Raw genomic sequence first — 22,823 nt, 5'->3', positions numbered from 1 at the left:
GAATCACTAGCTGTGATTTGCACGAATCAGGGAAGTCCGGACGAGTACGGATTTAGGTTGCAATTTTAGTCATTGCGCGTCGCAACACCCGTAAATGCCGCAGCTTTGCGGGCGTAGCGCCCGTCAGATCGCCTCGCCGCGCGCCGCGAGTGCCGCGTTGCGGATCGCTGCAATATTGTTCTTGTACGCATCCTGCGTGCCGCCCTTGAACACGGACGTGCCGGCGACGAAGGCGTTGGCGCCGGCGGCCGCAAGCGCGCCGGCGACATCGGGGCCGACACCGCCATCGACCTCGATATCGATCGGACGCCCCGCCGTCATCGCGCGGATGTCGCGGATCTTGCCGATGGCGGAGGGGATGAAGGCCTGGCCGCCGAAGCCGGGATTGACCGACATCACCAGCACGAGATCGACCAGGTCGAGCACATATTCGAGCACGCTGATCGGCGTGCCCGGATTGAGCGAGACGCCCGCCTTCTTGCCGAGCGCCCGAATGGCCTGGAGCGAACGGTGCAAATGCGGACCTGCCTCGGCATGCACGGTGATGTGGTCACAGCCGGCCTTGGCGAAGGCCTCCAGATAGGGATCGCAGGGCGAGATCATCAGATGCGCATCGAACACCTTGCTGGTGTGCGGGCGCATCGCCTTGATGACGTCGGGGCCGTAGGAGATGTTGGGCACGAAGTGCCCGTCCATCACGTCGAGATGGATCCAGTCGGCGCCGGCAGCATCCACCGCGCGGACCTCCTCGCCGAGCTTGGAGAAATCCGAGGCCAGGATCGAGGGCGCGATGGCCAGGGGGCGGGGGGCGAAGGCTTGGGTCATGGCGCTGTTTCCCGGGGCGGCATGGGGCTGTTGGCCTCGCCTAACATGGGCCTCCCGGCCGGGCAATGCAGGGAGGTTGGGCTTCCTGTGGGCGGAAATTTCTGCCGCCAGCGGGCATGAATTGCCGATGTTCCCGCACCCCGCAAAGCCCGGCGGATATGGATTTCATTGAGCTTTTCGCGCTGGCACGTCGCTTGCTGACCTCACGGCCAGAACATTGGCCGCGGCATGCTGCATGGTTTGGAGTTGTGCGATGTTGTTTGCGCTTGGTGCCGTCTCGACTGCGCTTGATGCCATTCAATCGCTGACCAGCTCGAAATCGTCCTCGACGCAGCAGACTGGCTCGTCGCAAGGCGCGCCGAACCCATTCGCGATCGACAGCAGCACCAGCAGCTCGTCAAGCAGTGCAGCTCCGTCGGCGAATCCTGGCTATTATCCGCAGATCTCGCCGGAGACGATGAATGCGCTGTTCGCCGCGCAAAGCCAGTCGACGGACCAGACCGCCGGCACGGGCAAAACGGCATCGACCAGCCGCGACGCAGCGCTGAAGGACCTGTTCTCGCAGATCGACGCCAATGGCGACGGCAGGATCACCCAATCGGAGTTCGAGAACGCGCTCGGCGCCGGCGGCACCAATCTGGCGCAGGCCGACGACGTGTTCTCCAAGCTCGATACCAATTCGGACGGCAACGTCAGCCTGGACGAGATGTCCAAGGCGCTGAAGGGCGCCGGCCATCATGGCGGCCACCACCACGCGCACGCGGCGAGCGGTTCGGGCGGTGCGTCGGGCGGTGGTTCGGATTCCTCGTCGCCGAGCAGCGGGTCGACCTCGACCACCACGACCGCCGCCGACGGCTCGACCACCACCACCGTCACCTATGCCGACGGTTTCAAGATGACGACAGTGGTGCCGGGCGCCTCCAGCGGCAATTCGCCCTATGACTGGTTCGGCCAGATGATGCAGCGCCAGGCCCAGACCGCGGCGGGTTCCGCGACTTCGTCGATGTCCATGAGCGTGTAAGTGCGCATCCGCTGTCATGTCTCGGCTTGCCGTCTTCGCTGAAGCTTCGCCGGCCGAGCTCCTTGTAGGCCCGGCGTCGCCTAGCGGAGCCGCGACCGGGGCATCCAGTACGCCGCGGCCTCTCATTTCAATCGCAATCGTCTCTGGAATACTGGATCGCCCGGTCTTCGCCGGGCGATGACACCCCGAGGAGGGGAGAGAGGCGCTCTCGTTACACTCCGAACCGATCCTTCCACGCGGGCTGCGCCCCCGGGAACGGCAGCGCGGTCGCGTTGTAGACGCCGCGGGCGATGGCGCGGGCAACCACATTGGCAGCGACCATGCCGAGCTCGGTGAGGCCGACGATCGGATCAATCGGCTTTGCGCAGGTTGCGGCGGCGAGCAGCACGTCACCATCGGTCGGAGCATGCACCGGATAGATCGCACGCGCAAAGCCGGTATGCGCAATCATCGCCAGCCGCTTGGCCTGGGGCTTGCTCAGCACTGCATCGGTGACGACGGCCCCGATCGTGGTGTTCTCGCGCTCGGTTGCGGCGGGGCCGCCCTTGATGCGCAGCTTGAGCATGTCGTCGGTGAACTTGTCGGGCAATCCGCGGCCACCGAACTCGCCGCCAAGCTCGAACGGCGCCGCCCAGAACCAGGGTCCGTCGCCGACGGTGGCGCTGCCGACCGCGTTGACGGCGATGAGCGCCGCGACCTTGACGCCGCTGCTGGTGACGGAGGATGCCGAGCCGAGGCCGCCCTTGAACGTCGCTGTGGTGGCGCCCAAGCCGGCGCCGACGCTGCCGAGCGCAAACTCGCTTCCGGCTGAGGCGGCTGCGGCATAGCCGAGATCGCGGTAGGGCGCGAAGCGGCCCCAGGCCTTGTCGCCGCCGTTGAGCAGATCGAACAGGATGGCGCCCGGCACGATCGGAATCAGGGCCTCGCGGACGCGGAAGCCGCGGCCCTGCTCGGCGAGCCAGGCCTGGATGCCGCCGCCGGTCTCGATGCCGAAGGCAGAGCCGCCGGATAGCGCGATCGCGTCGACGCGCTCGACCGTATTGGCAAGGCCAAGCAGCGCGTCCTCGCGCGTGCCGGGGCCGCCGCCGCGGATGTCGATCGCCGCGACCGCCGGCTGATCGAACACGATGGCCGTTGCGCCCGAGGCAAGTTTTGCGTCGTCGGCATGACCGACGCGGACGCCGGCAATATCGGTGAGGAGGTTTTTCAAGGACGGCACTCCCAAGCGGCTGGCACGGTCCCAGCGATAGCGTACGCGAGCGGCGCGCTCAACTCGCCAGCGCGGTCCTGAGCATCTTGGCGAGCTCCGACTTGCGGTAAGGCTTGGCCAGCAGCAGCACGCCGGAATCGAGCCGGCCATGATGGACGATGGCGTTTTCCGTGTAGCCCGAGGTGAACAGCGTCTTCAGCTGCGGCCGCCGCCGTGTCGCCTCATCGGCGAGCTGGCGGCCGTTCATGTTGCCGGGCATGATGATGTCGGTGAAGAGCAGGTCGATGTCCTTGTCGGCATCGATGATGACGAGGGCCTCGGCGGCGTTGGCCGCCTCGAGCGCGGCATAGCCGAGGCTCTTGACCTGGGTCACGACATATTGCCGCACCAGCGCGTCGTCCTCGACGATCAGGACCTTCTCGTTACCGCCGGTGATGGGGACGTTCTGAGGCTGTTCGTACTCGGTCTCCTGCATGCCGGTGGACCGCGGCAGGTAGATCTTCACGCTCGTGCCGTGGCCTTCCTCGCTGTAGATATTGATGTGGCCGCCGGACTGCTTGACGAAGCCGAACACCATGCTGAGGCCAAGGCCCGTGCCCTTGCCGACCTCCTTGGTGGTGAAGAACGGATCGAACACCCGCTCGAGCAGCGCGGCCGGAATGCCCGAGCCGGTGTCGCTGACCGCGATCATCACGTAATTGCCGGCGACGACATCGGGATTCATGCTGGCATAGCCGTCGTCGAGGAAGATGTTGCGGGTCTCCAGCACCAGGGTGCCGCCGTCGGGCATGGCGTCGCGCGCGTTCAGGGCGAGATTGAGGATCGCAGTCGAAAGCTGGCCTGGATCGACCAGAGTAGGCCAGGCGTCTTCGGTGAGCTGCGGCATGATCGTGATCTGCTCGCCGAGCGTCGGATGCAGCAGCTTAGCGGCCTCCAGCACCAGCGCATTGACGTCGATCTCGCGTGGCTGGAGCGGCTGTTTGCGGGCGAAGGCGAGCAGATGCTTGGTCAGCTGCGCGCCGCGCTCGGCGGCGTCGTCGATCAGCTTGGTGATGGCGGCAAGCTCGGGCCGGTCGGCGACCGCGTCCGACAAAATGCCGATCGTGCCGGTGATGACGGTGAGCACGTTGTTGAAGTCGTGGGCGACGCCGCCGGTCAGCTGGCCGATGGAATCCATCTTCTGGACCTGCCGCAGCTGGGCTTCTGCGGCTTGCTTGTCGGTGAGGTCGCGGCCGATGAAGAAATGGCGCTTGACGGGCTCCGACCAGTTTCCGACCCAGTTCAGCGAGACCTCGTGCCCGTCATAGTGGTAGTAGCGCGCCTCGAAGCTGCGCTTGGTCTGACCGCGCCGCGCAGCACGCATCTCTTCGCGCGTCCTGTCCAGATCGTCGGGATGGATGAATTCGATCGCGCTGTGCCCGATCATGTCCTCCGGGTTGAAGCCGAGAATGTCCTTCACGCTCGGGCTGACCTGGATGAAATTACCGTACCCGTCGGTGACCAGGATCAGGTCCTGCGAGGTCTCGAAGATGCGCTCGCGCTCCTCGATCTCGCGGCGCAGCTTCTCCCGCGCCTGCTTCTCCTCGGTGATGTCGTGGGCAATCTTGGAGGCGCCGATGATCTCGCCATTGTCGGATCGCAGCGGCGAGACGTTCAGGACGACGTCGATCTGCCGGCCGTCCTTGTGGATGCGGACGGTCTCGTGCTGGGCGATCGACTCGTTGTTGCTGATGCGGTTGAGAAGACCCCTGGCTTCGGCCCTACGGTCCTCCGGCACCACGAGATCAATCGATCGGCCGATGGCTTCATTGGCTGAATAGCCGAACAGACGCTCGGCCGCTCTGTTCCAGCCGGTGATGCGGCCGTCGAGCGATTCAGTGATGATGGCATCGTTGGAGGATTCGACCACGGCGCCATAGAGCGCGAGACGCTTGCCGTAATAGTCGCGCTCGAAGGCCGATTGCTCGCGCAGCCGGCCGACAAGGCCTATCGTGCTCGCCTGCAGGCGGACGTTCTCGATCAGGAGCACGGCGAGCACGAAGCTCGCGGCGAATAGGCCGTAGATGCGTCCGGCGTAGAAGCCGAGGTCGTAGCGGGCGACGTTGACGATCGCCGACAGCGCGATGTCGAACAGCCAGGCGCACATCGTGACCATCAGCCAGACGTCGATCACCGTATGCGGCCTGCGGAGCCAGAGCGTGATCAGCGCCGCGAAGCTCAAGGACCAGACAAAAGACACCACGCCGATCATCGTGGTGGTGTAGCGGTCGTCCCTCAGCAGGACCGGCAGCAAATCGTGCCGCGCCGTGACGAACCAACCGATGACGATCATCGCGACAATGACGCCGAGCACGGCGACCACGATCGACCGCTGCGTCGGTCCCTCGATCTTGTTGCCGCCGTTGCCGTCCTTCAGCCAGCCATAGGCCAGCACGAACAACGGGAATCCGCCGTGCCAGATCATGTAGAGCCAGACCGTGGTCTGGGTGCCGGCGCCCAGCAATCCCGTCGGCGCGAACAGTCCGGGGAAGGTGAGGGCGTGTGTCACCGCCGCCGCTGCGGTGAACAGATACCCTATTGACAGCAGCAGCAACGCGCGGCTGCGCAGGACCGAGAATTGCGACAGCAGCAGAACAGCGGTAATGATATCGCTGACGGCCAGCGCCGACTGGTAGCTGGCGACGAAGGCCGGCATCTGGGCCAGGGGAGTCCCCGCGAAGGGGACAGCCATTGCGAACAGGATCGCGGAGAGCCCGACGATCGCCAACGCTGCAGTGCGATCGCTCTGCATGGCCGGCAAGGTCGAAAGGAATGTGCTTCGGTCGTTTCTGGCGTGCACGTTGACCTCTCGCAGGGACAGCATGGGTAGTCCACGTGACTTGATCGGCCGGCCGCCTCGGGTACTGGCCCTGGCGTCTCGGCCTTGGCCTCCATGGTAACCCGCTCTGGACGCGTGTCCCGAGGGGATATGCCCACGACTCAACCGAGGGTTACAGCTTACTTAACTCGGACGGGGAATCGGAATAGGAAATCGGTAAGGTTGGCTTTACTGGAGGGGCTCATACTGCCTTGCCGTACGTCGCCGTTTGAATTGAAACCGATTAATGATGCGAATCCGGGAGTTGTTCCCATGCCCCGTGTCCTTGTTGTGGATGACCAGAAGGACGTCCGCGCCATGGTCTCGATCGTCCTTCGGGTCAACCAATTTGACGTAGTTGAAGCCGAGAGCGGTGTGGCTGGCCTCAAGGCCTTTGGCAAAGAGATTTTCGACGCGGCCATTGTCGACATCTTCCTGACCGACATCAGCGGTATCGACGTCATGGCCGCCATTCGCGAGCGTGTTCCCGGATTTCCGATTGTGGCGGTATCGGGGATGACGACACTGGATTTCATCAGTGAGGCGCCGGGTCTCGCCGGCGTGATCTGCCTGCAAAAGCCGTTTCGGCCGAACGATCTGCTGCAAGCGCTCCGGACGGCGCAGACAGCGGCTGGCGGCGAATTGTCTGCTGCCGTCTGACCGGCTTGCGAAAACAAAACGCCCCGGCGAACCGGGGCGTTGACGTCAAGCTGGTTAAAAGTTCAGGCGGCTGTCTTAGGTGCCGTTGGCGTTGAGCTCGGCGTAGCCGCCCTTGGCGTCCCACTTGTAGACGACATAGTCGATCTGCTTGATGTCGCCCTTGGCGTCATATTCGAGCGGCCCAAGCACCGTATCCCACTTGCCGGCCTTGATGGTCTCCATGACCTTCTTGGCATCGGTGGTGCCGGCCTTCTTGACCGCCTGCGACCAGACCTGCATCGCGGCATAGGTGTAGAGCGTGTAACCTTCCGGATCGATGCCCTTGGCCTTGAAGGCCTCGACGATCTTCTTCGCGCTCGGCTTGTTGCGCGGATCGGGACCGAAGGTGAACAGCGTGCCTTCGCCGGCCGGGCCCGTGATCGAGGCGTATTCCTTGTCGGCCAGCGCGTCGCCCGACATCAGGACCGTCTTCATGCCCTGGTCGCGCATCTGGCGCAGGATCAGGCCTGCCTCCTGATGATAGCCGCCGACATAGACGAGGTCGATGTTCTCCTTCTTCAGGCGCGAGACGATCGCGTTGAAGTCCTTGTCGCCCTTGTTGTAGGACTCATTGAGTTTCTCGGTGATGCCGGCCTTGTTGAGCGCCTTCTTGGTCTCATCCGCCAGACCCTTGCCGTAGGTGGTCTTGTCGTTGAGAATCGCGACGTTCTTGCCCTTGAAGTTCTTCGCGATGTACTGCGCGGCGATCAGGCCCTGCTGATCGTCTCGGCCGCAGACGCGCGCCACGTTCCAGAGCTTGCGCTCGGTGAACAGTGGGTTGGTCGAGGCGGGCGTGATCTGGAGGACGTTACCGTCGGCATAGGCTTCCGAAGCCGGGATCGACGACGACGAGCAGAAGTGGCCGGCAACGAACGGGATCTTCGCGCCCGCGATCTTTTCGGCAACCGAGCGGGCCTGCTTGGGATCGCAGGCATCGTCCTCGGCATCGAGGACCAGCTTCTTGCCGGCAACGCCGCCGGCGGCATTGAGGTCGGCCACCGCCAGGTCGGCGCCGTTCTTCATCTGGCGGCCGAAGGCGGATTCGGTGCCGGTCATCGGGCCCGCGACTGCAATGGTGAGGTCGTCTGCGAACGCCGCCGTTGACAGCGCAACGGAAGCGCCGAATGCCAGACCGATGAGTTTCAGTGATTTCATGAGATACCTCGCGGGTGATCGTCTGTGGGAGTTGCCGGGCAAGCCCGGTTCAAACCGGCGCCATTGTTCAATGAATTTTTCGAGAAGTCACCGGCAAAATACGGGCAGTTGCAAAGATATCTCGCCGTATTCGGCGGGCGCGCCAAGGCCGTCAGGCGTGCCGGCCGCCTTCCAGGTAGGCCGCGCGAATCTCGGGGCGCTGCAGCAACTCGGCGCCGGTCCCGGCCAGGGTGATCAGGCCATTGACCATGACATAGCCGCGGTGGGCGAGTTTCAGTGCATGGTTGGCGTTCTGCTCGACGATGAGGACAGTCAGGCCGTCCTGGCGGTTCAGGGCGCGGATCGCATCGAAGATCTGCCGCGCGATGAGGGGCGCGAGCCCCAGCGAGGGTTCATCGAGCAGCAGCAGGCGCGGGCGGCTCATCAGCGCCCGGCCGATCGCCAGCATCTGCTGCTCGCCGCCCGACAGGGTTCCGCCGCGCTGCATGACGCGTTCCTTCAACCGGGGGAACAGTGCGAACACGCGCTCCCGGGTGCTTTCCCGCTCCGCCTCCGTGCTGTCGGTGACGTCGGCGCCCATCTGCAGGTTTTCCGCGACGCTCATGCGCGGGAAGATGCGGCGGCCCTCCGGCGACTGAGCTATGCGCAAATGCGCGATCTGATGGGTGGGGACAGCGGAGATGTCCTTGCCGTCGAACAGGATCTGGCCGGCGCGGGCGCGGGGCTTGCCGAAGATCGTCATCATCAGCGTCGACTTGCCGGCGCCGTTGGCGCCGATCAGCGCGACGATCTCGCCGGCATTGATGTCGACATCGACGCCCTTCAGAGCCTCGATCTTGCCGTAGGCGGCGCGCAAGCCGCGGATCGCGAGCAAGGGGGTGGCAGCCGTCACGATCCGCTCTCCATCACGGCCGCAGCCTCTTCCTCGTCGGTGCCAAGATAGGCGGCGATCACCTTCGGGTCGTCGCGCACCTCCCGCGGCGTTCCTTGCGCGATCTTCACGCCATGGTCCATCACCACGATGTGGTCCGAGATCTCCATCACCACCGACATATCGTGCTCGATGAGCAGGATCGAGGTGCCGAGCTCGCCGCGGATCGACTGCAACAGCTCGCTCAGCGCGGCGCTCTCGCGTGCATTGAGGCCGGCGGCCGGTTCGTCCAGGCAGAGCAGGGCGGGCTCGGTGCACATCGCGCGCGCGATCTCGAGCCGGCGCTGGTCGCCATAGGCGAGGTTGCCTGCGGCATCGTCGGCGCGGTCGAGCAGATTGATCCGTTTGAGCCAGTCGGTCGCGAGCGCGATCGCGCGCTTTTCGGCGTCGCGATAGGTCGGGACGCCGATCAGGCCGAGAACCGTGAAGCCCGACGCGAGCATCAAGGCGTTGTGCTGCGCCACCATCAGGTTCTCGAGTGCCGTCATGCCGGGAAACAGGCGGATATTCTGGAAGGTGCGCGCGACCTTGGCCTGCTTGGCGATGCGGAAGTCGTTCAGCCGCTCCAGCGCGGTCTGCCTGCCGTCGTCCTGGTTGAGACGAATGGTACCGCCGGTCGGCTTGTAGAAGCCGGTGATGCAGTTGAAGACGGTGGTCTTGCCCGCGCCGTTCGGTCCGATCAGCGCGGTGATCTGCTTCCGTTCGGCTGCAAACGACAGGTCGTGCACGGCGACGATGCCGCCGAACCGCATGGTGAGCCCGTCGACGCTGAGAATTGGTTCGCCGCTCATCCGTGGCCCTCCTTGACGAGGTCGGAGGAGATCGCCTGCGCCTTGGTCAGATATACGGTCGGCGCGCGGTGGCCGATGATGCCGCGCGGCCGCCAGATCATGATCAGCACCATCGCCATGCCGAACACCAGCATGCGGTAGGTCTCGAGGCCGCGGAACAGCTCGAAACCGCCGATCATGGTGAGGGCGGCGAGCGCGACGCCGAGCTGCGAGCCCATGCCGCCGAGCACAACGATGGCGAGCACCAGTGCCGATTCCTGGAAGGTGAAGGATTCCGGGCTGATGAAGCCTTGGCGTGTCGCGAAGAACGCACCGGCAAAGCCGCCGAACATCGCGCCGGTGGCGAAGGCCGTGAGCTTGGTGGTCGTGGTGTTGATGCCGAGCGCACGGCAGGCGACCTCGTCCTCGCGCAGCGCTTCCCAGGCGCGGCCGATCGGCAGGCGCCGCAGGCGGATCGTCACCCAGTTGGTGAGCAGCGCGAGCGCCAGGATGAGATAGAACAGGAAGACGATGCGATGGGTCGGCGAGTAGTCGATACCGAGCTTGGCGGCGAGCCCGTCATCGCTGTTGTCGAGCGGAATGCCGAACAAGGAGGGGCGGGGAATGCCGGACACGCCGTTGGGTCCGCCGGTCAGACTCTGCCAGTTGAGGATGACGAGCCGGATGATCTCGCCGAAAGCGAGGGTCACGATGGCGAGATAATCGCCGCGCAGCCGCAGCACCGGAAAGCCGAGCATGACCCCCCAGATCGCGGCGAGCATGCCGGCGAGCGGCAGGCAGACCCAGAACGACCAGCCGAAATTGGTGGCAAGCAGCGCATAGGAATAGGCACCCACCGCGTAGAAGGCGACATAGCCGAGGTCGAGCAGCCCGGCGAGCCCGACCACGACGTTCAGGCCCCAGCCGAGCATCACATAGGTGAGCACGAGGATGCCGAGGTCGAGGATATAGCGCTGATTGTAGAAGATGACGGGCACGAGCAGGGTGAAGACGAGCAGGGCCGGACCCAGGAAGCGGCCCGCCAGTGACAGGCCGCGCTGGACCGGCGCTGGCACGAGCTTTTCCGCGCCGATCGGTCCGAGCCATTGCCGCAGCAGCTCAATGATGATGGAGCCGCCGAACACGAGGCCGACGATGGAGGCGAGATCGCCGAAACGCGTCCACCAGGTCAGCTGCCCGTCGGGACCGGCCTCGGTGCGGATGCCGATCATCAGCGAGAACAGCACCAGCGCAACGCATGCGCTGAGGAAGGCTTTTTTCAGAATGAACGGAATGCCCGCCGTGCGGCTGGCCTGGATCGTTTCGGTTGAAAGAGCTGTCACGCGAGGGCCCGTCAGACTTTTTCGACTTCGGGCCGGCCAAGCAGGCCGGTCGGCATGAAGATCAGGACGATGATCAGGATCGAGAAGGCGGCGACGTCCTTGTACTCCACCGAGAAATAGGCCGACCAGAAGGTCTCGATCAGGCCGATCGCGAGCCCGCCCAGCACCGCGCCGGGCAGCGAGCCGATGCCGCCCAGCACCGCCGCGGTGAAGGCCTTGATGCCCGCGACGAAGCCCATGTTGAAATCGACCTGGCCGTAATAGAGCAGGTACATCATGCCTGCGACCGAGGCGAGCGCTGCGCCGATCACGAAAGTCATGGAAATGGTTCGGTCGACGTCGACGCCGAGCAGCGCCGCCATGGTCTGGTCCTGCTCGCAGGCCCGCATGTCGCGGCCGAGCCGTGTCCGCGAAACGAGCCAGGTGAACATGGCCAGCAGCACGATGGTGACCAGCACGACCATGATCTGCATGTTGGAGAGCTGCACCGCAAACCCCTCGGCGCCTTCATGCAGCGTGTAGCCGCCCGTGATGATCGGCGGCACGGGCTTGACGCGGGCGCCCTGCGCGACCTGCGAATAGTTCGTCAGCACGAAGGACATGCCGATCGCCGACAGCATCGGTGCGAGCCGGAACGAGTGCCGCAGCGGCCGATAGGCGATGCGCTCGACCGTCCAGCCATAGAGGGCGGTGACCGCCATCGCGACCAGCAGGACCAGCAGCAGGATCAGCGGGATCGCAGTCAGACCGAGCGAGACCAGGAGCAGGAAAGTGATCAGTGCGATGAAGCCGCCGATCATGAAGATGTCGCCATGGGCGAAATTGATCATGCCGACGATGCCGTAGACCATCGTGTAGCCGATCGCGATCAGACCGTAGATGGAACCGAGCACGAGGCCGTTGATGAGCTGCTGGGCGAAATAATCCATGGGCTGCCGCTACCGAACCTGACGTTGAAAGGGAGCTATTCGAGAGAGTGCTTGGTTTCTTCTCGGGCCCCGGCAGCCCCGTCTTCTTCCCGTTTTGTAACAGGAGGGAACTGGCGGCCGCAACTGGGGATGCCTTGGCAATAAGGGCTTGTACAGAGTTGATTTCGGCTTCGGATGCCGGCTCCGGTTCCGCGACTGCGAGGAACCGGGTTCCGCAAAGCAACCAAAATCGACACCGGCGGTTATCTCCGACTGACGTCCAACAAGGGAGTTTTCCCCCCATGACGAAGCAGCAGAACCAGAATCCGGGCCAGCAGAACCAAAGCCCCGGCCAGCAGCGCCCGGGTCAGCAACCAGGGCAGCAGGGCGGCGGCCAGAAACCCGGACAGCAGCAGCAGCACGATCCGATGCGCCAAGGCGACAAGCCCGGCCAGCAGCAGGGCGGCAAGCAGGACAACAGACTGGATTGAACCCCCAGGGAGTAGCGCCAGGTGGCCCCGCCGAAAGGCGGGGCCTTTTTCTTTGGTGCGCAAGTTCTGCTCAATCATTCCGGGATGATCCGAAGGACCGGACTCAGGTGCGCAATTGCGCACCGGGGAATCTCGAGATTCCGGGTTCGATGCTGGCGCATCGCCCCGGAATGACGGAAGTCGGGTCGCGATTAAGGTAAACAATGGGTTTAAATTGCCGCCGCAGTCCGGTGCGAGTTAGCTCCCCGGCAAAGCCTTACCTCAAGGCGTGTAGACGAAGCGGGAAGCGGCATGTTCAGAAATTGGCGGATCGGCTCGGTCAACGGCGCGCTGCTGGCGGCTTATTTCATCCCGGCCTGGACGATGGTCGCCTTCAACATCATGGTCGCGCCGGTGCATGGTCTGTACGAGCGGCCGAGCGTCGCGGTGGCGCTGTTCCTCAGCGACCAGCTGCAGATGTCCGGCCTGAGCACGGTGCGCGCCGCCTGGCTGCTGGCGCTGGGACGGATGACCGTGGTGGCGTTCTTTGCGATCTATCTTGCGCTTCTGGTCATTCCGCGCACCCGCAGGAGCGGGGCCAGCGACGAGGCCCTCGGCATTGCGCTCGCAATCGGCAGCCTGATCTCGTTCGCAAGCATGGTCATGGCCTCCAAGGTGGGCGAGATGGCCGCCCTTCGGTTGCACGCCACGGAGCTGTTGCTGCTGCTTGGCGCCGCGATCGTGCTCGTGATCGAGCGGCCGGACGGAGCACCGAAGACGGTTGCCGCTCCGGATACCGCGGAGCTAGCCTTTGATCAGGCCGAGCTCCTGCACAATCGCTGAGGCTTCCTTGACGGCGTGGTTCGCCGCCGGGACGCCGCAATAGATCGCCTGCTGCAGCAGGATTTCCTTGATGTCATCGGGGGTGAAGCCGCCCTCGGCCAGCGCCGCGCGCACGTGCAGGCGGAATTCATCCCATTGTCCGAGCGCGACCATGGTGCCGATGACAAGCACGCGCCGCGTCCGCTCGTCGAAATGCGGCCGCGTCCAGATCTCGCCCCAGGCATAGCGCGTGATCATGTCCTGGAAATCGGTGTTGAAGGCGTTGCGGTTCGCGATCGATTTGTCGACCCAGGCATTGCCCAGCACCTTGCGGCGTACGGTCATGCCGGCATCGCGGCGCTTCTGGTCGTCCATGCTGTTTCCTCCGGATCAGTCATTCCGGGGCGATGCGAAGCATCGAACCCGGAAACTCGAGATTCCGGGTTCGCCTCTTCGCGGCGCCCCGGAATGACGGTGATAACAACTACCGTTGCGTCAAGAATCCCACCACCGCATCCGTAAACGCGTGCGGCTGCTCGACATTGGAAATGTGGGCGGCGTCGATGATGGTCATGCTGGCGCCTGGAATGCTCGAGCGGATCAGCTCGCCCGCGGAGATCGGAGTGGCCTGATCGTGGCGGCCCGCGATCACCAGCGTCGGGCTCTTGATCTTGGGCAGCAGAGCGCGCTGGTCGAGCGTCGACAGCGCCTCGCAGCAGGCCAGATATCCTTCGACCGGGGTCGCGAGCAGCATCGCCTTCATCCTGGCGGTGATCTCGGGCTCGCGCTCGCGGAAATCCTGCGTCAGCCAGCCCGCGATCACTCCATCGGCGACCGCCGCGATGCCGCCCTTCTTCACGGCGTCGATGCGCTCCAGCCATCTGGTCGGCTCGGCATAGTAGCAGGAGGTGTTGGCGAGGATGATCTTGCCGAATCTTTCCGGCGCGTTGGCGCCGAGCCATTGCCCGACCATGCCGCCCATCGACAGGCCGCACCAATGTACCTTCTCGATGTTGAGGTCGTCGAGGATCGCGAGCACGTCGCGGCCGAAGCGCTCCATCGTATAGGGGGCGGGCGGGACGTTGGACTTGCCGTGACCGCGGCGGTCGTAGCGGATGACGCGGAACACCTGCGTCAGCGCCTTCATCTGCGGCTCCCACATCTGCAGCGTGCAGCCGAGCGAGTTGGAGAGCATCAGGGTCGGCCCGCCGTCACGGCCCTCGACAGAGACGTTGATCAGGCAACCGTCGGCATCGATCATGGGCATTGCATGTTCCTTGACCCGCGCATCCATCTAGAAAGTGAATCTATCCTAGATGATGGATTGCCGGGTCAAGCCCGGCAATCCATCAGGAGAGATCCAACGAAGCGAGCAGGCGATCGATCAGGGCCTGTGACGCACCTTGATAGGCCATCGGCTCGAACAATGCCGCAATTTTCTCCGGCGTCAGATGCGCGGTGACCTGCGAATCGGCGGAGAGGATGTCGCGCAGGTGCTTCTTCTCGGCGACCGCGCGCTTGCTCGCGGCCTCGATCAGATGATGCGCATCGCTCTTGCCGATCTTGTCGGCGAGCGCAAAGGTGACGGCTTCCGCCATGATCAGCCCGTGCGTCGTATCGAGATTGCTGCGCATGCGCGCGGCATCGACCTCGAGGCCTTCGGCGATGTCGACGATCGCGGCGAGCGCGCCCGAGGTGACCAGCATCAATTGCGGCAGTGTCGGCCATTCCGCATGCCAGGGCCCGGCGCTGCGCTCGTGGTCCTGCACCTGCGCGGCCAGAATCGTAGCGGTGAGCTGCGGGGCCACGGTCGCGCAGCCGAGCGCGCTTGCGGCCGCGACCGGGTTGCGCTTGTGCGGCATGGTCGAAGAGCCGCCGCGGCCTTCGCCGGCGGGTTCGAAGGCTTCGCCGACATCGGTCTGCATCATCAGCGAGACGTCGCGCGCGATCTTGCCGCAGCTTCCGGCGAGGATCGCGAAGGCTGATGCAGCTTCGGCAATGCGGTCGCGATGGGTGTGCCAGGGCGCCTCGGGCAGCGGCAGGCTGAGCTCCTGCGCCAATCGTTCGGCGACTGCGAGGCCGTTGTCGCCGAGGGCCGCGAGCGTGCCGGCGGCGCCGCCGAATTGCAGGGCGAGACCCTCGCGGCGGAGCCGCCGCAGACGGCAGCGGGCACGGGCGAGGCTCGAGGCATATTCAGCGGCCTTCAATCCGAACGGCATCGGCAGCGCGTGCTGGAGCCAGGTCCGCGCCACCATCGCGGTGTTGCGATGGGCGCGCGCGAGTGCGGCGAAGCCCTTGATGGCGCGGCCGAGGTCGGCATCCAGCGCATCGATGGCGGCGCGCAATCCCAGCATGGTCGCGGTGTCGATGACGTCCTGGCTGGTCGCGCCCCAATGCACATAGCGCGCGGCCTCCGCGTCAGCCTTGCCGACATTGGCGGTCAGCATCTTGACCAGCGGGATCGCGAGATTGCCCGACCGGGTCGCAGCCACGGCCAGCGCGGTCATGTCGAAGGTATCGGCCTTGCAGGCCGTTTCGATCGGGCCCACTGCGGATGCGGGAATCACACCGGTGGCGGCCTCGGCCCGGGCCAGGGCTGCCTCGAAATCGAGCATGTTCTGCAGCGTGGTCCGGTCGTCGCAGACGGCGCGCATGGCTGCACTCGACAGCATCGGCGCAAGCAGGGGGGAGAGGGCTGTGCTCATGTTGCGCGGGTCCGGGAGAGAGACCTAATCATCATGATCAGGCTCTGCCAATCCCTGACGATCGGCACAAGACTTTTTGCAGGTGCGAATATGCATTCCACGTGACCATGGGTGACCCTTTTCTTTGCGGTCTCCCTGCGTTACTTGAGCATCCCACCTTTTGCGACCCCGGAGGCGCCCCATGGCCATGACAATGAACGGCGAAGTCCAGCTTGCGGCGCCGCGCGAGGCCGTATGGGAGAAGCTCAACGATCCCGCGGTGCTGAAGGCCTGCATCCCCGGCTGCGAGGAGCTGGAGAAGACCGAGGACGGCGGCTTCCGTGCAACGGCAAAAATGAAGGTCGGGCCGGTCTCGGCGCGCTTCAAGGGCAAGGTGATGCTCTCCGATCTCGACCCGCCGAACGGCTACAAGATCTCGGGCGAGGGCGAGGGCGGGGTGGCCGGCTTTGCCAAGGGCGGCGCGGCAGTCAAGCTCGCGGAGAAGGATGGCGGCACGCTGCTCTCCTATGACGTCGAGGCGCAGATCGGCGGCAAGTTGGCGCAGCTCGGGCAGCGCCTGATCAACGGCACCGCCAAGAAGCTGGCGGACGAATTTTTCGCGAATTTCGCCAAGGCGGTACAGGGCTGATCGTCCCTGCTTTCCGTCATGGCGCCTTGCGCTTGGGGCAATGTTGCCCCCGGCTATAATGGCCCATATGATGGGTTGGAATAATTATAAGAAAGAACCGCTTCGACGGGACCCGTCGGGGCGCTGACAGAGAGTGCTTATGGCAAAAATCTCCCTCATCGTGAACGGCAATCCTGTTACCGGCAATGTCGACCCGCGGACGCTCCTCGTGCAGTTCCTGCGCGAGAATCTGCGTCTGACCGGCACCCATGTCGGCTGCGACACCTCGCAGTGCGGCGCCTGCGTCGTGCATCTCGACGGCAAGGCCGTGAAGTCCTGCACGACGCTCGCCGTGATGGCCGACGGCCACGAGATCAAGACCATCGAAGGATTGGCCGCCGACGGCGCGCCGCTGCATCCGATGCAGGAAGCGTTCCGCGAGCACCATGGCCTGCAATGCGGCTTCTGTACGCCCGGCATGATCATGACCGCGATCGACATCGTCCATCGCAAGGGCCACGAGCTCGACGACCATACCATCCGGGAAGAGCTGGAAGGCAATCTCTGCCGCTGCACCGGCTACCAGAATATCGTCGCCTCGATCGCCGCCGGCGCGAAGGCGATGGCGAAATCCGATCTCGCGTAACCGCGCGCCCTCCGCGATCAGGACACCCCCAGGAAACCCCATGTACGAATTCAAATACCACCGCCCCGGCACCGTCCGGCAGGCCGCCAATCTCCTGGTGAAGAACGAGGACGCCAAGCTGATCGCCGGCGGTCACACGCTGATTCCGGTCATGAAGCAACGGCTCGCAAGCCCGCCGCATCTGGTCGACCTCTCCCATATCGAGGGGCTGAACACGATCGAGATGAAGGGCCGTTCGCTGGTGATCGGCGCCACCGCCAAGCATGCCGAGGTCGCGACCTCGGCTGTCGTCGGTGAAGCCATTCCGGCGCTCGCCAATCTCGCCGGCCAGATCGGCGATCCCGCAGTGCGCCACAAGGGCACGATCGGCGGCTCGCTCGCCAACAACGATCCGACCGCGGACTATCCGGCCGCGGTGCTCGCGCTCGGCGCCACCATCGTCACCAACAAGCGCCGCCTCAAGGCCGAGGAGTTTTTCCAGGGCCTGTTCTCGACCGCGCTGGAAGCCGACGAGATCATCACCAAGGTGATGTTCCCGCTGCCGAAGAAGGCCGCCTATATCAAGTTCCGCAACCAGGCCTCGCGCTACGCGCTGGTCGGCGTGTTCGTGGCGCGGCGCCCGTCGGATGTGCGCGTCGCCGTCACCGGTGCTGGTTCGGACGGCGTGTTCCGCGTCGATGCGTTCGAGGAAGCGCTGAAAAAGCGGTTCTCGTCCAAGGTGCTTGAAGGCATCGACGTGCCGGCGGAAGGCCTCAACAGCGACATCCACGGCAGCGCCGAATACCGCGCGCACCTGATCGGCGTGCTGACACGGCGCGCCGTCGACGCGGCCAATGCCAAGGAGTGAGTGGACCTCACGCCTTGGCGCGATACTTGCCCGTTAGCGAGGGCGTAACGAGACTGGCACTTTCATGACTTCAGCGACCCTGCCGGCATCGGTCGATGCGATGCTCGAACTCTTGACCTCGCGCGGCTATCTGGCTGAGCGGTCGCTGGCGACGGTGACGTATCTGTCGCTGCGCATGGGCCGGCCGCTGTTCCTGGAAGGCGAGGCCGGCGTCGGCAAGACCGAGATCGCAAAAGTGCTCTCGGCGGCGCTGGGGCGGAAGCTGATCCGCCTGCAGTGCTACGAGGGCCTCGACGTCTCCTCCGCAGTCTATGAGTGGAACAGCGCCGCGCAGATGATCGCGATCCGGATGGCGGAAGCCGCCGGCGACACCGATCGCGAGCAGCTGTCGAGCGACATCTTCGCCGATCGCTACATGATCAAGCGGCCGCTGCTGCAGGCGCTGGAGCCTGATGTCGCGGGACCGCCGGTGCTGCTGATCGACGAGCTCGACCGCGCCGACGAGGCGTTCGAGGCGTATCTCCTGGAAATCCTCAGCGACTTCCAGGTGACGATCCCCGAATTCGGCACCGTGAAGGCGCCGCATCCGCCGATCGTCATCATCACCTCCAATCGCACCCGCGAAATTCACGATGCGCTGAAGCGGCGCTGTCTCTATCACTGGGTCGACTATCCCGCCGCGGAGCGCGAGCTTGCGATCGTCAAGACGCGCGTGCCCGGTATCTCGGTCAAGCTGTCGCAGCAGGTCGTCCGCTTCGTGCAGGCGCTGCGCAACCAGGATTTCTACAAGTCGCCCGGTGTTGCCGAGACCATCGACTGGGCTACCGCTTTGTCCGAGCTCGATGCCCGCTCGCTGACCCCGCAAGTGGTCGGCGACACGCTGGGCGCGCTGCTCAAATACCAGGACGATATCACCCGGATGCAGGGCGACACCCTGCAGAAGGTGCTGAAGGAAGCGACGAGCGAGAATTAGTCGTCGTCGTTCCGGGGCGATGCGAAGCATCGAACCCGGAACCTCGAGATTCCGGGTTCGCTCGTTTCACTCGCGCCCCGGAATGACGAGAAGATGAGTACCAGCATGGCCATCAACCACCTTGCCCCGGAGCAAACCGAGCAGTTCGCCGACAACATCGTCGGCTTTGCCCGCGCGCTGCGCGCGGCCGGAATGCCGGTCGGCCCCGGTGCGGTGATCGATGCCATGAGCGCGCTGCAGGTGATCGACATCGGCAACCGCGCCGACGTCTTCACCACGCTGGAGGCGATCTTCGTCAAGCGCCATGAGCATGCGCTGATCTTCAAGCAGGCTTTCAACCTGTTTTTCCGCGCCTCGGAAGAGTGGAAGCACTTGCTCGATTCGGTGCCGCTGCCGGAGCAAGCCAAGAAGAAGCCCCAGGCCGGCTCGCGCCGCGTCCAGGAGGCGATGTCGCAGCCGCGCATGACCGAGACACCGCAGCATCAGGAGCAGGATCTGCGCCTGTCGGTCTCCGACAAGGAGATCCTTCAGAAGAAGGATTTTGCGCAAATGAGTGCGGCGGAGATCGCAGAGGCGCTCCGCGCCATCGAGATGATGCACCTGCCGCAGGCGGAGCTCTTGACGCGCCGCTACCTGCCCGATCCGCGTGGCCTGCGGCTCGACATGCGCCGCACGCTGCGGGCGTCGTTGCGCACCGGCGGCGATATCATCGACATCCGTCGTCTCGGGCGGATCGAGAAACCGGCCCCGATCGTGGCCCTGCTCGACATCTCCGGCTCGATGAGCGAGTACACCCGCCTGTTCCTGCATTTCCTGCATGCCATCGGCGATGCGCGCAAGCGCGTCTCGGTGTTCCTGTTCGGTACCCGGCTCACCAATGTGACGCGCGCGCTGCGCCAGCGTGATCCCGACGAGGCGCTGGCGAGCTGCTCGGCGGCAGTCGAGGACTGGGCCGGCGGCACGAGGATCTCCGCCTCGCTGCACAACTTCAACAAATTGTGGGCGCGGCGAGTGCTGAGCCAGGGCGCGATCGTGCTGCTGATCTCCGACGGGCTGGAGCGGGAGGCCGACTCCAGGCTGGCTTTCGAGATGGACCGGCTGCACCGCTCCTGCCGGCGGCTGATCTGGCTCAACCCGCTGCTTCGGTTCGGGGGCTTCGAGGCCAAGGCCCAGGGTATCAAAATGATGCTCCCGCACGTTGACGAATTCCGCCCGGTACATAATTTGAGTTCGATCCAGGAGCTGATCACGACGCTCTCCCGGCCGCTGCCGCCGCATCACCGCAGCCTGATCCGCTCCGCAGCCTGAGAGGCAAAAGCCCATGCTCGATCGCGACGAGGACATCCTGAAGGCGGCGGAGGACTGGCAGAAGGCCGGCCGTGGCGTCGCGCTGGCCACCGTGGTGGAGACCTGGGGTTCGGCCCCGCGCCCGGCGGGCTCGAGCCTTGTCATCAATGACGAGGGTACGTTCCTGGGGTCCGTCTCCGGCGGCTGTGTCGAGGGCGCCGTGGTCACCGAGGCCATGGACGTGATCGAGAGCGGCAAGCCCAAGATGCTGGAGTTCGGCGTTGCGGACGAGACCGCCTGGAATGTCGGTCTGTCCTGCGGCGGCACCATCCGCGTCTTCGTCGAGAAGGTCGGCTGACCGTGAGGCTCTCAATTCTGCACGAACTCAATGCCGAGCGCGCCGCGCGCCGTCCGGTGATTTTGGTGACCGACACCGAGAGCGGCGAGCAGCGCCTGGTGAAGGCGGCCGACTTCGCCAAGGATCCGCTGCGTACTGAATTGGACAAGCAGCTTCGCATGGGCAAGAGCGCCAATGTCGAGGCCGGCGGTAAAAAACTGTTCCTCAACGTCTACGCGCCGACTGCGAAGCTCGTCATCATTGGCGCGGTCCATATCAGCCAGGCGCTGGCGCCGCTGGCGCGCTCGCTCGGTTATGACGTCACCGTTGTCGATCCGCGCACGGCCTTTGCCAGCCCCGAGCGCTTCCCCGACATTCCGCTGGTCGCCGAATGGCCCGAGACGGCGCTGCCGCCGCTCAATGTCGATGCCTACACCGCCTTCGTCGCAGTGACGCACGATCCCAAGATCGACGATCCCGCGCTACTCCATGCGTTTGAGCGCAACTGCTTCTATATCGGCGCGCTGGGCTCGCGAAAGACGCATGCCAAGCGGGCTGACCGGCTGCGGGCCCAGGGCGCCAAGGAAAGCGACATCGCGCGCATCCACGCGCCCATTGGCCTTGCGATCGGCGCGGTCTCGCCCTCCGAGATCGCGGTGGCGATCATGGCCGAGATCACGGCGGTGCTGCGGCTGCCACCCAAGGAAAAAGAAGAAGCGGCATGAAGTTCGGCCCCGCGAGCCCCAGGGATGCGATCGGCGGGGTGACCGTCCACACCCTGCGCCAGGGACCGCTGGTGCTGAAGAAAGGCACGACGATCGGGCCTGCCGAGGTCGAGCAGCTGGAGCGCGCCGGCATCAAGGACATCGTGGTGGTGCGCATGGAGGAAGGCGACGTTTCCGAGGACGTCGCGGCCGCCAGCATCGCGCTTGCCATCGGCGGCGAGGGCATCCATGTCGAGCGCGCCTTCACCGGCCGCGCCAATTTGTTCGCCGCGCGGCCGGGCGTGCTGGTCATCGACCGCGCCGCCGTCGACCGCATCAACAATGTCGACGAGGCCATCACCTTTGCCACGCTCGCCGCCTACAAGCCGGTGGTCGAGGGCGAGATGGTCGGCACGGTGAAGATCATCCCGTTCGGTGTCGAAGGCAGCTTGCGCGATGCCGCGGTGAAGGCGGCCGGCAAGGACGTGCTGAAAATCGCGCCCTATGTCATCAAGCGTGTTGGCGTGGTCTCGACGCTGCTGCCGGGCTTGTCGTCCAAGGTGGTCGACAAGACCTTGCGCGTCACCGCCGAGCGCCTCGCGCCGGCCGGTGCCAGCATCATCGCCGAACGGCGGGTTCCGCACGATGAGCGCACGCTGTCGGCGGCGATCAAGGAATTGCTCGCGCTAGGCGCCGAGCTCGTCATCGTGTTTGGTGCTTCCGCAATTGCCGACCGCCGCGATGTGATTCCGGCTGCCGTCACCGGCATCGGCGGCGAGATCGAACATTTCGGCATGCCGGTTGATCCCGGCAATCTGCTGCTGATCGCGCGCGCCGGCAGCGTGCCGGTGCTGGGCGCGCCGGGCTGCGCGCGCTCGCCGGTGGAGAACGGATTCGACTGGGTGCTGATGCGTCTGCTCGCCGGCATCAAGGTGACACGCTCCGAGCTGATGGGCATGGGAGTCGGCGGCCTGCTGATGGAGATCGTGACGCGGCCGCAGCCGCGTGCAAAGCCCGAGATCGAGGACAACAGCCAGGTCGCGGCCATCGTGCTCGCGGCCGGCCGCTCCACCCGCATGGGCGGGCCGAACAAGCTGCTCGCCGAGCTTGACGGCAAGAAGCTGGTGCGGATCGCCACCGAACAGGCGCTGGCCTCCAAAGCATCCGAGGTGATCGTCGTCACCGGACATCAGACCGAGCTGGTCGAGCAGGCGCTGCAAGGCCTAAACGTAAGGTTCGTCAAGAACCCTGATTTCGCCGGCGGCATCGCGAGCTCGGTGAAAGCAGGCATTGCCGCCGTGTCCGACGCCAGCGACGGCGCCGTCATCTGCCTCGGCGACATGCCGCTGATCGATGCCGGCCTGATCGATCGCCTGATCGACAGCTTTGCGCCTGATCGTGGCAATCTGATCGTCGTGCCGGTCAGCGAAGGCCGCCGCGGCAATCCCGTGCTGTGGTCGCGTCGCTTCTTCAAGGAATTGATGACGCTCGACGGCGACGTCGGCGCGCGGCATTTGATCGCAAAACACACCGAGGCGGTCGCCGAAGTGCCCGTCGACGGCGAGAGTGCCTTCCTCGACATCGACACGCCGCAGGCTCTGGAAGCGGCAAGGCGCGGTTGAAGGTGCTGTAACTTCGTAGGGGGGGTAGACAGCGGCTGCGCGAAGCGCGGTTCGCTGGCGTAACCTGCCACTTCCTCTTCTGCG

At 64.9% G+C, this 22,823-nt stretch carries 23 protein-coding genes; 12 read left to right on the top strand and 11 right to left on the bottom strand.

Features of this window, described 5'->3' with window-relative positions; translation table 11 throughout:
• Positions 1 to 123 precede the first annotated feature (123 nt).
• Positions 124 to 825, bottom strand: coding sequence for a ribulose-phosphate 3-epimerase (rpe, locus tag HYH07_RS12105; RefSeq protein ID WP_220002698.1), 702 nt, complete (start codon positions 823 to 825; stop codon positions 124 to 126).
• A gap of 253 nt (positions 826 to 1,078) precedes the next feature.
• On the opposite strand from rpe, the gene HYH07_RS12100 reads away from it, so the two are divergent.
• A complete protein-coding gene (locus HYH07_RS12100) occupies positions 1,079 to 1,846 on the top strand; it encodes an EF-hand domain-containing protein (protein ID WP_220002697.1) in 768 nt (255 codons plus the stop codon).
• A gap of 211 nt (positions 1,847 to 2,057) precedes the next feature.
• Here HYH07_RS12100 and HYH07_RS12095 read toward each other — a convergent pair whose 3' ends face one another.
• Together HYH07_RS12095 and HYH07_RS12090 are read right to left on the bottom strand one after the other, a co-directional pair.
• Positions 2,058 to 3,056, bottom strand: coding sequence for a P1 family peptidase (locus HYH07_RS12095; protein WP_220002696.1), 999 nt, complete (start codon positions 3,054 to 3,056; stop codon positions 2,058 to 2,060).
• A 58-nt stretch (positions 3,057 to 3,114) separates the two neighbouring features.
• Positions 3,115 to 5,919: a PAS domain S-box protein gene (locus tag HYH07_RS12090; protein ID WP_220002695.1), complete on the bottom strand. Its 2,805-nt coding sequence runs from the start codon at positions 5,917 to 5,919 to the stop codon at positions 3,115 to 3,117.
• A gap of 267 nt (positions 5,920 to 6,186) precedes the next feature.
• Here HYH07_RS12090 and HYH07_RS12085 point away from each other — a divergent pair, with 267 nt between their 5' ends.
• Positions 6,187 to 6,573 carry a response regulator gene (locus HYH07_RS12085; protein ID WP_220002725.1) on the top strand — a complete coding sequence of 129 codons (387 nt, stop codon included), beginning with the start codon at positions 6,187 to 6,189 and terminating at the stop codon, positions 6,571 to 6,573.
• 75 nt (positions 6,574 to 6,648) lie between these two features.
• Here HYH07_RS12085 and HYH07_RS12080 read toward each other — a convergent pair whose 3' ends face one another.
• From HYH07_RS12080 to HYH07_RS12060, 5 genes are all read right to left on the bottom strand, one after another.
• On the bottom strand, positions 6,649 to 7,767 hold the full coding sequence (locus HYH07_RS12080) for a branched-chain amino acid ABC transporter substrate-binding protein (RefSeq protein WP_057748901.1): 1,119 nt from the start codon (positions 7,765 to 7,767) through the stop codon (positions 6,649 to 6,651).
• Between the two features lie 151 nt (positions 7,768 to 7,918).
• Positions 7,919 to 8,659 carry an ABC transporter ATP-binding protein gene (locus HYH07_RS12075; RefSeq protein WP_220002694.1) on the bottom strand — a complete coding sequence of 247 codons (741 nt, stop codon included), beginning with the start codon at positions 8,657 to 8,659 and terminating at the stop codon, positions 7,919 to 7,921.
• On the bottom strand, positions 8,656 to 9,489 hold the full coding sequence (locus HYH07_RS12070; RefSeq protein ID WP_220002693.1) for an ABC transporter ATP-binding protein: 834 nt from the start codon (positions 9,487 to 9,489) through the stop codon (positions 8,656 to 8,658). Before HYH07_RS12070 ends, HYH07_RS12075 begins: the two co-directional genes overlap by 4 nt.
• On the bottom strand, positions 9,486 to 10,811 hold the full coding sequence (livM, locus tag HYH07_RS12065) for a high-affinity branched-chain amino acid ABC transporter permease LivM (protein ID WP_312016659.1): 1,326 nt from the start codon (positions 10,809 to 10,811) through the stop codon (positions 9,486 to 9,488). The genes HYH07_RS12070 and livM overlap by 4 nt, the downstream gene beginning before the upstream one ends.
• 11 nt (positions 10,812 to 10,822) lie before the next feature.
• The gene (locus tag HYH07_RS12060; protein ID WP_057748888.1) at positions 10,823 to 11,740 is read right to left on the bottom strand and encodes an ABC transporter permease subunit; all 918 of its coding nucleotides are present in this window, start codon (positions 11,738 to 11,740) and stop codon (positions 10,823 to 10,825) included.
• A 281-nt stretch (positions 11,741 to 12,021) separates the two neighbouring features.
• On the opposite strand from HYH07_RS12060, the gene HYH07_RS12055 reads away from it, so the two are divergent.
• Positions 12,022 to 12,210, top strand: a complete 189-nt coding sequence (locus tag HYH07_RS12055) for a hypothetical protein (protein WP_220002692.1) — start codon at positions 12,022 to 12,024, stop codon at positions 12,208 to 12,210.
• 291 nt (positions 12,211 to 12,501) lie between these two features.
• Positions 12,502 to 13,032: a hypothetical protein gene (locus HYH07_RS12050; RefSeq protein ID WP_220002691.1), complete on the top strand. Its 531-nt coding sequence runs from the start codon at positions 12,502 to 12,504 to the stop codon at positions 13,030 to 13,032.
• Here HYH07_RS12050 and HYH07_RS12045 read toward each other — a convergent pair.
• From HYH07_RS12045 to HYH07_RS12035, 3 genes are all read right to left on the bottom strand, one after another.
• Positions 12,994 to 13,386 (bottom strand): carboxymuconolactone decarboxylase family protein, encoded by a 393-nt coding sequence (locus tag HYH07_RS12045; RefSeq protein ID WP_057748880.1) that lies wholly within the window; start codon positions 13,384 to 13,386, stop codon positions 12,994 to 12,996. The two genes, HYH07_RS12050 and HYH07_RS12045, sit on opposite strands and share 39 nt — an antisense overlap.
• A 109-nt stretch (positions 13,387 to 13,495) precedes the next feature.
• Complete coding sequence (pcaD, locus tag HYH07_RS12040; protein WP_057748963.1) at positions 13,496 to 14,278, bottom strand: 3-oxoadipate enol-lactonase; 783 nt, start codon at positions 14,276 to 14,278, stop codon at positions 13,496 to 13,498.
• 82 nt (positions 14,279 to 14,360) lie between these two features.
• The gene (locus HYH07_RS12035) at positions 14,361 to 15,716 is read right to left on the bottom strand and encodes a 3-carboxy-cis,cis-muconate cycloisomerase (RefSeq protein ID WP_220002690.1); all 1,356 of its coding nucleotides are present in this window, start codon (positions 15,714 to 15,716) and stop codon (positions 14,361 to 14,363) included.
• Between the two features lie 181 nt (positions 15,717 to 15,897).
• Here HYH07_RS12035 and HYH07_RS12030 point away from each other — a divergent pair, with 181 nt between their 5' ends.
• The 8 genes from HYH07_RS12030 (at position 15,898) to HYH07_RS11995 (ending at position 22,739) form a co-directional block, all read left to right on the top strand.
• Positions 15,898 to 16,344: a carbon monoxide dehydrogenase subunit G gene (locus tag HYH07_RS12030; protein WP_057748876.1), complete on the top strand. Its 447-nt coding sequence runs from the start codon at positions 15,898 to 15,900 to the stop codon at positions 16,342 to 16,344.
• A gap of 139 nt (positions 16,345 to 16,483) precedes the next feature.
• Positions 16,484 to 16,969: a (2Fe-2S)-binding protein gene (locus tag HYH07_RS12025; RefSeq protein WP_220002689.1), complete on the top strand. Its 486-nt coding sequence runs from the start codon at positions 16,484 to 16,486 to the stop codon at positions 16,967 to 16,969.
• A gap of 40 nt (positions 16,970 to 17,009) precedes the next feature.
• Positions 17,010 to 17,816 carry a xanthine dehydrogenase family protein subunit M gene (locus tag HYH07_RS12020; RefSeq protein WP_220002688.1) on the top strand — a complete coding sequence of 269 codons (807 nt, stop codon included), beginning with the start codon at positions 17,010 to 17,012 and terminating at the stop codon, positions 17,814 to 17,816.
• A gap of 64 nt (positions 17,817 to 17,880) precedes the next feature.
• Positions 17,881 to 18,789: a MoxR family ATPase gene (locus tag HYH07_RS12015; RefSeq protein WP_057748868.1), complete on the top strand. Its 909-nt coding sequence runs from the start codon at positions 17,881 to 17,883 to the stop codon at positions 18,787 to 18,789.
• Between the two features lie 105 nt (positions 18,790 to 18,894).
• Complete coding sequence (locus HYH07_RS12010) at positions 18,895 to 20,097, top strand: VWA domain-containing protein (protein ID WP_220002687.1); 1,203 nt, start codon at positions 18,895 to 18,897, stop codon at positions 20,095 to 20,097.
• A gap of 13 nt (positions 20,098 to 20,110) precedes the next feature.
• Positions 20,111 to 20,434, top strand: a complete 324-nt coding sequence (locus HYH07_RS12005; RefSeq protein WP_008564652.1) for an XdhC family protein — start codon at positions 20,111 to 20,113, stop codon at positions 20,432 to 20,434.
• Positions 20,435 to 20,436: 2 nt separating this feature from the next.
• The gene (locus tag HYH07_RS12000; RefSeq protein WP_220002686.1) at positions 20,437 to 21,138 is read left to right on the top strand and encodes an XdhC family protein; all 702 of its coding nucleotides are present in this window, start codon (positions 20,437 to 20,439) and stop codon (positions 21,136 to 21,138) included.
• Positions 21,135 to 22,739, top strand: a complete 1,605-nt coding sequence (locus HYH07_RS11995) for an NTP transferase domain-containing protein (RefSeq protein ID WP_220002685.1) — start codon at positions 21,135 to 21,137, stop codon at positions 22,737 to 22,739. Before HYH07_RS12000 ends, HYH07_RS11995 begins: the two co-directional genes overlap by 4 nt.
• The last annotated feature ends 84 nt before the right edge of the window (positions 22,740 to 22,823 follow it).

Source organism: Bradyrhizobium sp. BR 10261 (assembly GCF_019455395.1).
Taxonomy (GTDB): Bacteria; Pseudomonadota; Alphaproteobacteria; order Rhizobiales; family Xanthobacteraceae; genus Bradyrhizobium; species Bradyrhizobium manausense.
The sequence above is the reverse complement of the archived record's forward strand: the minus strand, read 5'-3'. Positions and strand labels throughout refer to the sequence as shown.

Coding starts and splice junctions, on each gene's coding strand:
- HYH07_RS12060 (WP_057748888.1), bottom strand. CDS start 11,740: ATGGATTATTTCGCCCAGCAGCTCATCAACGGCCTCGTGCTCGGTTCC.
- HYH07_RS12050 (WP_220002691.1), top strand. CDS start 12,502: ATGTTCAGAAATTGGCGGATCGGCTCGGTCAACGGCGCGCTGCTGGCG.
- HYH07_RS12100 (WP_220002697.1), top strand. CDS start 1,079: ATGTTGTTTGCGCTTGGTGCCGTCTCGACTGCGCTTGATGCCATTCAA.
- pcaD (WP_057748963.1), bottom strand. CDS start 14,278: ATGCCCATGATCGATGCCGACGGTTGCCTGATCAACGTCTCTGTCGAG.
- HYH07_RS12025 (WP_220002689.1), top strand. CDS start 16,484: ATGGCAAAAATCTCCCTCATCGTGAACGGCAATCCTGTTACCGGCAAT.
- HYH07_RS12010 (WP_220002687.1), top strand. CDS start 18,895: ATGGCCATCAACCACCTTGCCCCGGAGCAAACCGAGCAGTTCGCCGAC.
- HYH07_RS12020 (WP_220002688.1), top strand. CDS start 17,010: ATGTACGAATTCAAATACCACCGCCCCGGCACCGTCCGGCAGGCCGCC.
- HYH07_RS12080 (WP_057748901.1), bottom strand. CDS start 7,767: ATGAAATCACTGAAACTCATCGGTCTGGCATTCGGCGCTTCCGTTGCG.
- HYH07_RS12055 (WP_220002692.1), top strand. CDS start 12,022: ATGACGAAGCAGCAGAACCAGAATCCGGGCCAGCAGAACCAAAGCCCC.
- HYH07_RS12005 (WP_008564652.1), top strand. CDS start 20,111: ATGCTCGATCGCGACGAGGACATCCTGAAGGCGGCGGAGGACTGGCAG.
- HYH07_RS12030 (WP_057748876.1), top strand. CDS start 15,898: ATGGCCATGACAATGAACGGCGAAGTCCAGCTTGCGGCGCCGCGCGAG.
- HYH07_RS12015 (WP_057748868.1), top strand. CDS start 17,881: ATGACTTCAGCGACCCTGCCGGCATCGGTCGATGCGATGCTCGAACTC.
- HYH07_RS12085 (WP_220002725.1), top strand. CDS start 6,187: ATGCCCCGTGTCCTTGTTGTGGATGACCAGAAGGACGTCCGCGCCATG.
- HYH07_RS11995 (WP_220002685.1), top strand. CDS start 21,135: ATGAAGTTCGGCCCCGCGAGCCCCAGGGATGCGATCGGCGGGGTGACC.
- HYH07_RS12035 (WP_220002690.1), bottom strand. CDS start 15,716: ATGAGCACAGCCCTCTCCCCCCTGCTTGCGCCGATGCTGTCGAGTGCA.
- rpe (WP_220002698.1), bottom strand. CDS start 825: ATGACCCAAGCCTTCGCCCCCCGCCCCCTGGCCATCGCGCCCTCGATC.
- HYH07_RS12045 (WP_057748880.1), bottom strand. CDS start 13,386: ATGGACGACCAGAAGCGCCGCGATGCCGGCATGACCGTACGCCGCAAG.
- HYH07_RS12090 (WP_220002695.1), bottom strand. CDS start 5,919: ATGCTGTCCCTGCGAGAGGTCAACGTGCACGCCAGAAACGACCGAAGC.
- HYH07_RS12070 (WP_220002693.1), bottom strand. CDS start 9,489: ATGAGCGGCGAACCAATTCTCAGCGTCGACGGGCTCACCATGCGGTTC.